The following is a 13,066-nucleotide window of genomic DNA, read 5'->3' as shown; positions in this document are numbered from 1 at the left end:
TCCCCCTCGCGGTGGATGCGTCGCTCGACTCCCGCGTGATGGGATGGGGGCCATGACCGACCACGCCCCGGCCCCTCCCGTGCTCGCCCTCCGCGGGCTCCGCAAGCAGTTCGGCCAGAAGGTCGCCGTCGACGGCCTCTCGCTCGACGTCCCCGCCGGATCGATGCTCGGCCTGCTCGGCCCGAACGGTGCGGGCAAGACCACCACGCTGGCGATGACGACGGGGCTGCTGCGTCCGGACGCGGGCTCGGCGTGGGTGCTCGGGCACGACGTCTGGCAGGACCCGGCGGGGGCCAAGGCGCTCATGGGTGTGCTGCCCGACGGGATCCGCATGCTCGACCGCCTCACCGGCGCCGAGCTGCTGCGCTACACCGGCCTGCTCCGCGGCATGCCCGAGGCCGAGGTGCACACCCGCACCGGCGAGCTGCTCGACGCGCTGGGCCTCGGCGACGACCGCGACACCCTCGTCGTGGACTACTCCGCCGGCATGCGCAAGAAGATCGGCCTGGCGTGCGCGCTGATCCACGCGCCGCGGCTGCTGCTGCTGGACGAACCGCTGGAGGCCGTCGACCCGGTGTCGGGTCAGACCATCCGGCAGATCCTGCGCGCCTTCGTCGACAGCGGCGGCACGGTGGTGCTGTCCAGTCACGTCATGGAGCTGGTCGAGTCGATGTGCGACCGCGTCGCGATCGTCGCCGAGGGGCGGCTGCTGGCGCACGGAGAACTCGACGAGGTCCGAGCCGGGATGACGCTGCAGCAGCGCTTCCTGTCGCTCGTCGGTGCCCACGACCTGGGAACGGAGACGCTCGCGTGGTTGCGCTCCTCGTAGGCCTGCGGCTGCGTCAGCTCGGTCACCAGCTCGCGCGCAACCCGTGGATGATCGTCACGCTTGTCGTGGTCGGCCTCCTGGCCGTCGGCATCCTCGCGACCCTGACGGTGGGGGTCGTGCTGCTGCGGATCGGTGCGCCAGACGCCGCCGTGACCGCGCTCGTGCTGACGGGAGCCGTGATCGTGCTCGGCTGGTGGATCGGGTCGATCCTCGTGAGCGGCGACGACGCCCTGGCGCCCGACCGGTTCGCCCTGCTGCCGGTCACGGCGAAGCGGATGCTCCCGGGGCTCGTGGTCGCGGGCGTCACCACGATCGGCGGCATCGGCACCGCACTCGCCCTGCTGCTGATGCTCCTCGGCTGGTCGGTCGACGTGCTCGCCCTGCTCGCCGCGTTCGTCCTCATCCCGGTGGCCCTGGCGACCTGCGTGCTGGGCGCCCGCGTCGTGAGCGGGCTGCTCGGGAAGTGGCTCGCCCGGCGCCGCACCCGCGACCTCGTGCTCACGGTGGGTGTCGTGCTGCTGGCGTCGTCCGGACTGCTGCTGAACATCGGGCTCCAGGCGCTGACGACCGTGCACGACGTCGGCGGGGCGTTCGCCACCGTGGCCGAGGTCGCCGCCTGGACCCCGGTCGCCGCCGTGTTCGGGGTTCCCGCGGCGCTCGCGCAGGGGGCGGTGGGGGTCGCACTGCTCCGGCTGCTCATCGCCGTCGGCACGGTCGTGCTCCTCTGGGTCGCGGCCCGCGTCCACCTCGACGCCCGCCTCACGGCACCCCTCGTGTCCAGCGGGGGCGGCCGGGTCCGCTCGGGCGGCCTGCTCGACCGGATGCTGCCGGCGGGACCGGTCGGTGCGATCGCGGGCCGCACGTTCCACTACTTCCGCCGCGACCCGCGCCAGGTCGTCAATGTGGTGATGCTGCTGATCCTGCCCGCGATCTTCCTCGGTCTCGCCGTGATGAACGGCCTGCGGGAGGAGTCCGTGGGACTCGCTCCCGCCATCGTGCTGATCCCGGCCATCAACGCTCTCCTCGCGGGGAGCATCGTGCAGCTGGCCATCGCCTACGACAACGACGCGGTCGCCCTGCACATCCTGACCGGTGTCAGCGGCACCGCAGACCGGGCGGGACGGCTGCTCGGCTTCGGGCTGATCGGCCTCCCGGTCACGATCGCCCTGTGCGTGGCGACGTGCCTGGTCGCCGGACGACCGGACCTGCTGCCCGCGAGCCTCGGCGCGGCGCTCGGCCTGATGGCGGTGTCGGCCGGCGCGGGCGCGTGGGTGGGCGCGTTCCTCCCCGGTCGCGCTCCCGCTCCCGAGGCGAACCCGTTCGGTCGCGGATCGGCGGGCGGCGCGCAGTCCTTCCTCGCGATGCTGATCATGTCGCCGATCACGCTGATCCTGGGCGGCCCGGCTCTGGGCTTCGGGATCGCCGCGATCTGGATGCCGCCGCTGGGCTGGGTGAGTCTGGCGTGCGCGGTCGTGATCGGGACCGCCGCCGTGTGGGGCGGGGCCGTGCTGGGCGGCAAGACGCTCGAACGGCGGTGGCCGGAGGTGCTCGCGGAGGTGTCGAGCGAGAGCTGAGCCCCGCGGGGATCAGGCGTCGATGTCGAGGACGACCTCGACCGTGTCGCCCACGCCGAGTCCCTCCCGATCCTGCAGCACCTTCTTGATCGGCACGATGTAGCCGCCGTCCTTCGGCCACAGCGCGGTGGTCACGGTCGTGCCGCCGATCGTCACCGTCGCGGGGATCATGCCCCAGCCATAGGTGACGACGGCGGCGACATCGCGGATCATCGCGCTCTCGACCGGCGGCACCGTGACGAAGTGGAACGGCGCCGGCCCGCGCCAGAACCAGATCTCCCCCTCGACCCGCAGCCGCATGTCACGCCCCCGCGGCGAGTTCCTTCGCGCGGGCGAGCGCGGCCGCGGCGGCCTCGGCGAAGGTCCGGTCGAGGTGGGCGTCCTGCAGCACGGCGACGGCGCGCTCGGTGGTGCCCTTGGGACTGGTCACACGGCGCCGCAGCTCGGCCGGGTCTTCGCCCGACGCGTCGAGCAGGGCGGTCGCACCGATGAAGGTCTGCTCGACCATGAGCCGCGCATCCGCCTCGGTGAACCCCATCCCGATGGCCGCCGTGGTGACCTCCTCGATCAGGAGGAACACGTACGCGGGGCCCGAGCCGGAGATCGTGGACAGCGCGTCGATCTGCGACTCCGGCACCTCGATCACCGCGCCGACCGTCTCGAACAGGCGTCGCACGAGCGCCACGTCGTCCGCGGTCGCCGCAGCCCCGGCGGCGAGGCCGGTCACGCCCTTGCGGACGGTCGACGGCGTGTTCGGCATCGACCGGATCACGCGCGCTCCGGTGCCCAGGTGGTCGGCGAACGTCTGCAGGGTGACCCCGGCGGCGAGGCTGACGACGATCGTGTCGGCGGTCAGGTGCGGAGCGATCTCGCGCAGCAGCTCCGGCACCATCGCGGGCTTGACGCCCACCAGCACGATCCGGGCGCCGGACACCGCCTCGGCGTTGCCCTCCGGCCGCTCGGACAGCGCGATGCTGGTCACCCCGTCGAGCCCATCGAACGACGCCGCCTTCTCCGTCGTGCGGTTCGTCGCGGTGATCCCGCCGTCGACCGGGACGCCCGATGCGAGCACGCCGCGGAGGATCGCCCCGCCCATCGAACCGGCACCGAGGAACGCGAGGGAGGGAAGCGAGTCAGCCATGTGGTCATCCTACGGCGGGCGCTCCGGCGTCCCCCGACCGGCGGTTCTAGACTCGACGCATGAGTGCATCCGGAGGAAGCAAGGCCATCGTCGCGGCGTTCCTGGCGAACCTGGGCATCGCTCTCGCGAAGTTCCTCGCGTGGGCCCTCTCCGGCTCCGCCTCCATGCTCGCGGAGGCCATCCACTCGGTCGCCGACTCGGGCAACCAGCTCCTCCTCATGCTCGGCGGACGCAAGGCCCAGCGCCGAGCCGACCGCGCGCACCCGTTCGGCTACGGACGCGAACGCTACGTATACGCCTTCGTCGTCTCGATCATCCTGTTCTCGGTCGGCGGCCTCTTCGCCATCTACGAGGGCGTCGAGAAGCTCACGAACCCCCACGAGCTCGACAAGACCTGGTGGTGGCTGCCTCTCGTCGTGCTGCTGATCGCGATCGGCCTGGAGTCGTTCTCGCTGCGCACCGCCGTGAAGGAGAGCAATCTCGTGCGCGACCGGGGCCAGTCGTGGCGGTCGTTCGTGCGACGCGCCAAGGCCCCCGAGCTTCCGGTCGTGCTGCTCGAGGACGTCGGCGCCCTGACCGGTCTGACGTTCGCGCTGCTCGGCGTGGGCCTCACCCTCCTCACCGGCAACCCCCTCTTCGATGCGCTCGGCACCGTCATGATCGGCGTGCTGCTGGTGCTGATCGCGATCGTGCTCGGCGTCGAGACGAAGAGCCTCCTGGTGGGCGAGGGAGCCACGCAGGCCGACGAGGACCGCATCGTGGACGCGATCACGGACGGCCCGGAGATCGAGAAGATCATCCACCTGAAGACCCTGTACCTCGGGCCGGACGAGCTCATGGTCGCCGCGAAGATCGCCCTCAACGCCGACAAGCCCCTGCGCGAGGTCGCCGACGACATCGACGCGATCGAGAGCCGCATCCGCGAGGCCGTTCCGGTGGCGCGCGTCGTCTACATCGAGCCCGACGTGTACCGCCCCGCGATCGACCCGGAGCCCTCGACGGACGTGTTCGTGCTCAAGTCCTCGGACTGAGGCGCGGCGGTCGCGCAGTGATCCGACCCGGCAGTCACCGCCGCTGCGCGAAGAAGTCACGCAGCAGCGCGGTGGACGCCTCTTCGTCGACCCCGCCGATGACCTCCGCACGGTAGGGAAGACGTCGGTCCCGCAGCACGTCGTACATCGACCCGGCCGCACCCGCCTTGTTGTCCCACGCGCCGAACACCACGCGCCCGACGCGCGCCTGCAGGATCGCGCCGGCGCACATGAGACACGGCTCCAGCGTCACCACGAGCGTGCAGCCGTCGAGGTTCCACGAGCCGAGTGCCGCCGCGGCCGCCCGCAGGGCCACGACCTCGGCGTGACCGGTCGGGTCGAGCGTGGTCTCCCGCGTGTTGCGGCCCTCCGCGAGCATCCGCCCCTGGGCGTCGAGCACCACGGCGCCCACCGGGATCTCGGCGTCTGCGGCGGCCTCCGCGGCCAGCACGAGCGCGCGCTGCATCGCAGTGCGGTCGGCGGCGGTCATGCGTCGAGCCTACGGCAGCGCCAGCTGCGCCCCGGAGGACCGATGTCGTGCGCGCGGTCGCGGCGCATTAGCCTGTATCCATGCGTGTTCACGTCGCCGACCACCCCCTCATCACCCACAAGCTCTCGGTGCTGCGCGACGCGCGCACCCCGTCGCCCGTGTTCCGGCAGCTGACGGAGGAGCTCGTGACCCTCCTGGCGTACGAGGCCACGCGCAACGTGAAGGTGTCGCCGGTGGAGATCACGACCCCGGTCACCACCACCACGGGCGTCAAGATCTCCGAGCCGCGCCCCATCGTCGTCCCCATCCTGCGCGCCGGCCTCGGCATGCTCGAAGGCCTCGTGAAGCTGCTCCCGACCGCCGAGGTCGGCTTCCTCGGCATGGTCCGCGACGAGGAGACGTTCGAGCCCACCACCTACGCCGAGCGACTGCCGGACGACCTCAGCGACCGGCAGTGCTTCGCGATCGACCCGATGCTCGCAACCGGTGGATCGCTGGCCGCGGCCATCCAGTTCCTGTTCGACCGCGGCGCGAAAGACGTCACGGCCATCTGCCTGCTCGGCACCCCCGAGGGCGTCGCCGCGATCGAGGCGATGGCCGGCGACCGGGATGTGACCCTGGTGCTGGGTGCCCTCGACGAACGCCTGAACGAGAAGGGCTACATCGTGCCCGGCCTCGGCGACGCGGGCGACCGCCTGTACGGCACCGTCTGACCCGGGCGGCCCGACCCCGGGCGGCCCGAGGCTACGTCAGCGCGTGAGCACGGCAGCGCGTCAGCACGGCAACGCGTGACGGGTCAGCGCGTCAGCGCGTCAGCGCGTGCGCACGGCACCACCACAGCGGGTCAGCGCGTCAGCGCGTCAGGCGGTACGCGCGCTCGTCTCCGTACCGCGTGAATCCGGCCCTGGCGAGGATCGGCGCCGAGGTCGCGACGCGGCCCTTGACCAGCGCGGTCGCCGCACCGCGCGCCGCGCTCTCCCGCAGCCGCTCCGCGAGCACGGCCCGATAGGCACCACGCCCTCGGTCGCCGTCGAGGGTCGCCGCACCCCACAGTCGCGTGAACCCGTCCACGATCGTGCACCCGCCCGTGCTCACCGCGCGACCGTCGATGCGACCCAGCACCCGGAACCCGGTGCCCGCATCGAGGGCGGCCGTCAGCTCCGCGAACTCGGCGCGAAGCCCGTCGCCGTCGAGCGGCCGTTGCTCCCAGACGGGGACGTTGATCTCATCCACCTCCCGAAGCTGGTCGACCGTGCGCACGACCTCGGCCGACACGCCCGGCGGTACATCGACCGCCCCCTCAGCCGTCGGACGGGCGAACACCGTGACGGTGTCGACGTGCTCGGCCCCGCGGCGCACCAACTCCTCTTCGAGGTCGGGCTCGTCGGCCGGGTTCGTCCAGAACGTGAAGACGGTCTCGCCCCAGGCCTCCACGCGCTCCAGCGCCCGCTCCACGACCTCCGCGGCGGAACGCGTCGACGACACCTGCGAGCCGCGCACCCCGCCCCCGAAGCGCTCCGGGTAGCGCACGAGGAGCAGGTCGTCGCGGACGTGCTCGCTGCCCCGCGGGAACCACGCCCACCCGGCGGCGGCACGGAGGACGTCTTCTGCCGCGGGTATGCCGTCGGCACTCGGCCGCGCATCGGTCGGCGTCATGAGTCCTCCTCCGCCGCACCCACGAGCCGCGCGAAGGCGCTCAGCCGCGCGACGCCCTCGGGCGTGTAGGGCAGATCGTCGAGCAGCGCGGGCGAGTGGATGAGGTAGGCCAGCACCTGGGCGCGCGAGATCGCGACGTTCAGCCGGTTCTGCAGCAGCAGGAACTCCGGCCCCCGGGGCGCGTCGCGGCCGCTCGACGCCGCGAGTGAGGTGATGGACACCACGGCCTCCTTGCCCTGGAAGTTGTCGACCGTGCCCACCGGCACCTCACCGAAGCCCGCCGCCTCGAGCGCGTCGTGCACCAGCTGACGCTGGGCGTTGTACGGCGCGACCACGATGATGTCCGCCGGGGTGAGCGGCCGCGCGGAGCCCGCCGGATCGTTGTCGCGGAAGGGGCGACCGACCAGGTCCCGCACGATGCGGACGACCTCCGCAGCCTCCTCGGGCGACTGGGTCGCGTTGCCGCGATGGCGCAGGGGGACGATGTGCAGCCCCGGGTCGACGCCCTCGATCGACCGCCGCTCCGTACCTGGCGCGGACGCGAGCTTGCCGGCGTACGCGAGCTGCGACACCGGGGCGGCCACGAACGGATGCATGCGCCACGACTGCGCCAGGAAGTAGCCGTACTCCGGTCGCACGACGGGATCGCCGTCCATCACCCATCCGAGCGCGGACGTGTCGACCGGCTCGGGGTGCGCCCCCTGACTGACCTGCGGAAGCTGCTGCGGATCGCCCAGGAGAAGCAGCCGTTGTGCTCCGGCTGCGACCGCGATCGTCGACGCGAGCGAGAACTGTCCCGCCTCATCGATCACCAGGAGGTCGAGGCCCCCGCGCGCCACGCGCTGCGTGTTGCTGAAGTCCCACGCCGTCCCGCCGACCACGGCCCCCTCATGCTCGTGCTCGGCGAGGAACGCCGCCATGCCGTTCTTGGGGATGACGGTGTACGAGGGATCGCCGCTGTCGTCTTTCGGGGCCTTCGCGACCTGAGCGGGCGCGACGCCGTCGGCCACGATCCGCTCCAACAGCGTCTCGATGATGGCGTGCGACTGCGCCACCACGCCGACCCGGAAGCCGTGCTCGTTCACCAGACGCGCGATGACCCGCGATCCCGTGTACGTCTTGCCCGTACCGGGAGGGCCCTGCACGGCGAGGTAGCTGCGATCGAGGTCGAGGACCCCGCGGACGATCGCCTCGATCGTGTCGCTCCCCGGCTCCGGCAGCGGAGCCCCGGAGACCGTGCGAGGCGGGCGCCGCCGGATGATGTCGGTCGCCGCATCGTCGGGGAACCCCGGGGCGGCCGCATGCACCGCATCGGCCCACTCGTCGATCGCCTGTTGCAGCGACACCACCCGCGGGGGCGCGGCCGGGGTGAGGGCGACCGGCAGCTCGTCCCACGTCTGCCCCTGCACCGCCGACTCGACGATCAGATATCCGTCGTCGAGCACCTCCCGCACGCTCACGGTGTGCGGCACGTGCACGGCGCGCGACGGCACCTCGGTGTCGAACGGCGCCGGCGCGTCGTACAGCGCGAACGGCTGAGCGCCGGGGCCGAGGGTCGTGCCCGGTGACACCTCACCCCGGATCTCGACCTCGCGCGACATGACCCTCCGGCCCTCGCCGATGCTCCAGTCGCTCCGCACGCGCGAGGATGGCGCATCGACCTTGACCACGTCGCGCGTGCCATCCCACATGGTCACGGGCTCGCGGAGTCGCTGGAAGTGCGACACCCAGAAGCTCTTCGCCTCCCGGGGGAAGTAGTCGATCGCCGCCGCCGCGATCCGATGCACGAGCCCGTCGCCGCCGGCCTCCACGTCCCTCTCGGCATCACCGAGCAGGGCCAGCGAGCGAGGCGACGGCTCGTAGATCACCTCGTCGGCGTCGTCCGGAGGCGCCGGCGTCACCCCCTCTCGGCGCGCGATCTCGATCAGCCAGTTGCGCAGCCGCCTCGTCGACACGCAGTCGTAGCGGTTGTAGTCGGCGAGGTCGGCGAACACCGCGTCGGCCTCCGCCTGCGCGCCCGCCGCCGCCAGCTCCCGCGCGGCCACGTACTGCACGATCGAGTCGTCGCCCTTCTGCACGTCGCTCGTGCGCACGTCGTCGCCCATGTAGAGCGGCTCGAGCTTCTTGATCGAGTAGGAGCGCGACCCCACGCGGACCGTGCGCAGCACCAGCGGATACAGATCGACGAACACGCCCTCGCGCAGCAACCGGTCCACCTCGCCCTCGCGGACTCCGTGGCGGGCGGCCATCGCGACCAGGTGCGACGTCTCGTACGGCGCGTAGTGGTAGATGTGCATGCCCGGGTGCGCGGCCCTGCGGAGCTTCACGAAATCGAGGAACGTCTCCAGCGCCCGGCGCTCCTCGGCGAACGTGTGCGCCCACAGCGCGGTGTACTGATCGGCGTTGTCGACCCACCCGAACAGGTAGTCGATGCCCCACTCCGACTCTCCGTCTGGCGCGGGTTCGGTGTACAGCGGGTCTCCCTCGAAGTCGAAGAAGATGTCGCCGTGGCTCGGTACCGGCAGCGTGTGGATCGCAGCGGCGTAGTGCACGTCGTACGTCGGTGCGCCCTCGGCATCGGCGCGGAGCTGGAGCTTCGCCTGCGACCGGAGGTTCTCGAACGTGTCGACGTTCATGCCCTCCGGGGCTCCGGACGCCGCGGCCAGGTCGTCGATCGTCTCGATGCCCGCCGCGCGCAGCCGCGCGCGCTGGACGGGCCGCATCCGCGCGACCATCAGCAGGTCGCGGTGGGCGATCACCTGCTCCTCGCACGTCGCACAGCGTCCGCACGCCACGATGCGGAGATCGCCGCGGTCGTCGCCCCACGCCAGCGGCTCTCCCTCCTGCCCCTCGGCCACGGCCCGATCCGCGATGAGCGCGCGCAGCCGCGCCCGACGCACCCGGAACAGCGGCAGCAGGTCGTCAACCGCGTGCGTGCTGACGCTGTGGTCGCCCAGGATGAGGTCGACCTCGTCGGCCCGGGGGATGCCGAGGCGATCGAGCTGATCGACATATGCCGCGAGCTGCATGAGCGCCGTGACGCGGGCTTTCCGCGCCAGCTTGGAGTCCTGCACGCGCCACCGCCCGTCGGCGTCTTTGCGCAGGAAGTCAGCGAAGCCGACGAAGTCCTCCGTCGCGAACGCCGCCTGGAACACCACCAGCGCGTCGGAGCGCAGGGCCTCGATCGTCTCGCCGACGGCCGCGGCCAGAGCTTCAGGATCGTTCGAGCGGATCTTGTCGACGCGGTGCACCCGCTCCGGCCCGAGCTCGCTCAGGTACCGGTCGAGCACGTTCTGCTCGTGCACGTCTCCCAGCTGCGCGGCCCGCTGCAGCGTCGCATCCTCCGGCTCCTCGACCACCGGCACGCGGCCGAGCTTCGCGTCGATCGCTCGAGACCAGGCGAACTCGCACTCCGCCGCCGCCTTGAGGTCGCTCGCGCTCCAGACGACCCGCTGCGCCTCCGTGTCGATCCGCACGATTCTCCCGTTCTCTCGGATGCTTCGACACTATCCGCGGCATCCGACACGGGCGAAAGCGAGCGCGATCGCGCCCTTCCCTCGACGCCTCAGCGCCACCAGGTGTCGTCGGGAGTGACGGGGAGGTGGCGCTTGTGCTGGGTCGCGAGGTAGCGCGACTCGATGCGACCGGCGACGTCAGGGTCGACGTCCTCCCCCTCCAGGAACGCGTCGATCTGCTCGTAGGTCAGCCCCAGCTCGTCCTCGTCGGCTCGTCCGGGCTGGCCATCGAGGAGGTCGGCCGTGGGCACCTTGAGCGCCAACCGGTCGGGCGCGTCGAGGAACTGCAGCAGCGACCGGCCCTGTCGCTTCGTGAGGCCCGACAGCGGCAGCACGTCCGCGGCGCCGTCGCCAAACTTCGTGTAGAACCCCGTCACGGCCTCGGCCGCGTGGTCGGTGCCGATCACGATCAGGCCGTCGTGTCCCGCGAGGGCGTACTGCGTCACCATGCGCAGTCGCGCCTTGATGTTGCCGCGGTTGAAGTCGGTGATGTCGCCGGAGACCGCCGCCTCGATGTCGCGCTCCACGCCGTCGACGCCGTTCTGGATGTTCACCTCGACCGAGGAGTCCGGAGCGATGTAGTCGAGCGCGGCCTGCGCATCGTCCGCGTCGTGCTGCACGCGATACGGCAGCCGTACCGCCAGGAACGTGGCCTCGCCACCTTCGGCCCGCACGCGCTCGACCGCGAGCTGCGCGAGTCGGCCGGCGAGGGTCGAGTCCTGACCGCCGGAGATGCCGAGCACGTACCCCCTGGCACCCGTCGTGCGCAGGTAGTCCGCAAGGAAGCCGACCCTCCGCTCCACCTCCGACTCGGGGTCGATGTCGGGCCGGACACCCAGGTCTTCCGCGATCTGCTTCTGCAACGACACGTGATCCTCCGCTCTTCGCCTGGCCCCAGTATCCTCCCTCCGCGCAGCGGCGGGGCGGCGGCGCGGCGCTCGCACGCGGCATCCAGCCGAGACCTGAGAGAATGAGGCAGTGAAACTCCTCGTCGCCGCGCTCGCGTCCGAACTGTCCGCCTTCCCCGACGAGCTCGACGGCTTCGACCGGCTGGTCACCGGCCCCGGCAAGCTGCAGGCCACCTACGCGCTCACCCGCGCCCTCGACGCCCGGCGCTACGACGAGGTCGTCGTCGTCGGAACGGCGGGGGCCATCGAGCCGGGGCTCGAGGCCACCGTCCACGAGATCGGCTCCGCATTCCAGCACGACGTGACCGACCTCGACGGCGTCTCCGGCCAGCACGTTTCGCTGCCCGCACGCGTGAGCACCGGCCGTGACGGCGTGCTGATCGCGACCGGAGACCACTTCGTGGAGGACGCCGAGGTGACCGCGGTCATCCGGCCCACCGGTGCCGCCCTCGTCGACATGGAGACCTACGCGTACATCTGGGTGGCCGGGCAGTTCGGGGTGCCGATCCGCGCGTTCCGTGCCGTCTCCGATCAGGCCGAAGACGGCGCCCTCACCGACTGGCGCGCCGCGGTCGCGCGATGCAGCGTCCAGCTGCGCGACGTCATCCGCGCCGAGTACGGGGTCTGACCCGCGTCAGCGCGCCTCGATCACGCTCGGACCGTTCGCCAGCGCCCGCACGGTGAGCTGTGCGGGGATCTGCTCCTGCATGGCCTCCACGTGACTGATCACACCCACCGTGCGACCGCCCTGGCGCAGTTCGTCGAGTGTGCGCATGGCGATGTCGAGCGTGTCGCCGTCGAGTGAGCCGAAGCCCTCGTCGATGAACAGCGTGTCGAGGCGGATCCCTCCGGCGCGCGCTGTGACGACCTCGGCGAGTCCGAGCGCGAGGGCGAGCGACGTGAGGAACGTCTCGCCGCCGGACAGCGACTGCGGAGGTCGGGTCTGGCCGGTGAAGGCGTCGGCCACCACGATCCCGAGGCCCGACGCGGCTCCTCGCGCCGCCAGTGCGTCGGAGTGGCGCAGCTGGTAACGCCCCTCCGACATGTCGTGCAGGCGACGGTTGGCCGCCTCGACGATCTCCTCCAGCTCCGCGGCGAGCACGAAGGTCTCGAGCGTCATCTTGCGGGTGTTCGCGCCGCGCCCGGCGATCGTGTCGGCGAGGTTCTTCAGCACCTCGAACTCCGCCGCGTCCTCGGCCGTGCGCGCGTGCTCGTCCGCGGCCGCGGCGAGGAGTCCGGACAACCGGGCGGCGTCTCCAGCGGCGACGGTCGCGGCGTCGACGGCGGCCGACCAGAGCGCCCGGGCCTCGCTCGACACGCGTTCCGCGGCCGCGGTGTCGATCGGCTCCTCGGGCAGCGTCTTCAGCTCGAGGTCGAACAGGATCTCCCGTTCTTTCTCCCGCTGCACCGTGTGCTGGGTGATGCGGGCGTCGAGCGTCTCCTGCTCCGCCGACGAGCGGAGAGCCTCCTCCGCATCCGTGACCTCGGCGAACACCGACGCGAGCAGCGCGGCATCGCGCTCCCGGTCGGCCTCGACGACCGCCCTCTCTCGACGAGAGCGCTCCGCGCGCGCGTCCGCCAGCCGCCGGGCGACCTCGGTGCGGGCGGTGGTCTCGGCGATCCGCTCGGCGACCGATCCCGCGTCGCCACGGGCCTGCGCGATCTGCTCGTCCGCGTCGCCATTCCGCTGCACCAGCAGCGCCAGGTGCTCGCGCGCCTGGGCCAGCGCCGCTGCGGCCGTCGCGACCTCGGAGTCCTGACGCTCCTTCCGAGCCAGAAGGTCGGCGCGCACGGCCTCGAGCTCTGCCGCTCGCTGCTCCGCCTCGACCGCGGCGGTGTGCTCGTCCTCGGCGGTCCGGTACTCGCGCTCGGCGCGCTCAGGATCGCGTCCGTCGGCCCTCGCCGTCGCGGCCACGAGCTCG

General features: G+C 72.0%; 12 protein-coding genes. 5 read left to right on the top strand and 7 right to left on the bottom strand.

The window, feature by feature from the left end; genetic code table 11:
* Positions 1 to 52 precede the first annotated feature (52 nt).
* Positions 53 to 829, top strand: coding sequence for an ABC transporter ATP-binding protein (locus DW299_RS04595; protein WP_136035873.1), 777 nt, complete (start codon positions 53 to 55; stop codon positions 827 to 829).
* Positions 811 to 2,403: a hypothetical protein gene (locus DW299_RS04590; protein WP_136035872.1), complete on the top strand. Its 1,593-nt coding sequence runs from the start codon at positions 811 to 813 to the stop codon at positions 2,401 to 2,403. The genes DW299_RS04595 and DW299_RS04590 overlap by 19 nt, the downstream gene beginning before the upstream one ends.
* A 12-nt stretch (positions 2,404 to 2,415) precedes the next feature.
* Here DW299_RS04590 and DW299_RS04585 read toward each other — a convergent pair whose 3' ends face one another.
* Together DW299_RS04585 and proC are read right to left on the bottom strand one after the other, a co-directional pair.
* A complete protein-coding gene (locus DW299_RS04585; protein WP_136035871.1) occupies positions 2,416 to 2,703 on the bottom strand; it encodes a DUF1905 domain-containing protein in 288 nt (95 codons plus the stop codon).
* A 1-nt stretch (position 2,704) separates the two neighbouring features.
* Complete coding sequence (gene proC / locus DW299_RS04580; RefSeq protein WP_136031994.1) at positions 2,705 to 3,544, bottom strand: pyrroline-5-carboxylate reductase; 840 nt, start codon at positions 3,542 to 3,544, stop codon at positions 2,705 to 2,707.
* A gap of 59 nt (positions 3,545 to 3,603) precedes the next feature.
* Between proC and DW299_RS04575 the strand changes: the two genes are divergently transcribed.
* Positions 3,604 to 4,575, top strand: a complete 972-nt coding sequence (locus tag DW299_RS04575) for a cation diffusion facilitator family transporter (protein WP_136031996.1) — start codon at positions 3,604 to 3,606, stop codon at positions 4,573 to 4,575.
* Positions 4,576 to 4,609: 34 nt separating this feature from the next.
* Here the strand turns inward: DW299_RS04575 and DW299_RS04570 are convergent, their stop codons facing one another.
* The gene (locus DW299_RS04570) at positions 4,610 to 5,065 is read right to left on the bottom strand and encodes a nucleoside deaminase (protein ID WP_136035870.1); all 456 of its coding nucleotides are present in this window, start codon (positions 5,063 to 5,065) and stop codon (positions 4,610 to 4,612) included.
* 80 nt (positions 5,066 to 5,145) lie between these two features.
* Here DW299_RS04570 and upp point away from each other — a divergent pair, with 80 nt between their 5' ends.
* The gene (upp, locus tag DW299_RS04565) at positions 5,146 to 5,778 is read left to right on the top strand and encodes a uracil phosphoribosyltransferase (protein ID WP_136032000.1); all 633 of its coding nucleotides are present in this window, start codon (positions 5,146 to 5,148) and stop codon (positions 5,776 to 5,778) included.
* Positions 5,779 to 5,917: 139 nt separating this feature from the next.
* Here upp and DW299_RS04560 read toward each other — a convergent pair whose 3' ends face one another.
* The 3 genes from DW299_RS04560 to nadE all read right to left on the bottom strand — a co-directional run bounded on the left by DW299_RS04560 (position 5,918) and on the right by nadE (position 11,105).
* On the bottom strand, positions 5,918 to 6,721 hold the full coding sequence (locus DW299_RS04560; RefSeq protein ID WP_136035869.1) for a GNAT family N-acetyltransferase: 804 nt from the start codon (positions 6,719 to 6,721) through the stop codon (positions 5,918 to 5,920).
* Entirely contained in the window at positions 6,718 to 10,197 is a 3,480-nt protein-coding gene (locus tag DW299_RS04555; protein WP_136035868.1) for a TM0106 family RecB-like putative nuclease, read from the bottom strand. Before DW299_RS04555 ends, DW299_RS04560 begins: the two co-directional genes overlap by 4 nt.
* Before the next feature lie 89 nt (positions 10,198 to 10,286).
* Positions 10,287 to 11,105 carry an NAD(+) synthase gene (nadE, locus tag DW299_RS04550; protein WP_136032005.1) on the bottom strand — a complete coding sequence of 273 codons (819 nt, stop codon included), beginning with the start codon at positions 11,103 to 11,105 and terminating at the stop codon, positions 10,287 to 10,289.
* A gap of 109 nt (positions 11,106 to 11,214) precedes the next feature.
* On the opposite strand from nadE, the gene DW299_RS04545 reads away from it, so the two are divergent.
* A complete protein-coding gene (locus DW299_RS04545) occupies positions 11,215 to 11,772 on the top strand; it encodes a phosphorylase family protein (RefSeq protein ID WP_136032007.1) in 558 nt (185 codons plus the stop codon).
* Positions 11,773 to 11,778: 6 nt separating this feature from the next.
* On the opposite strand, the gene DW299_RS19370 is transcribed toward DW299_RS04545, so the two are convergent.
* On the bottom strand, positions 11,779 to 13,066 hold a 1,288-nt coding region (locus DW299_RS19370; protein WP_275090578.1), incomplete at its 5' end, for an SbcC/MukB-like Walker B domain-containing protein.

Source organism: Microbacterium sp. K35 (assembly GCF_004794375.1).
Lineage (GTDB): Bacteria > Actinomycetota > Actinomycetes > Actinomycetales > Microbacteriaceae > Microbacterium > Microbacterium sufflavum.
This window is presented reverse-complemented; position numbering and strand designations above follow the sequence as displayed.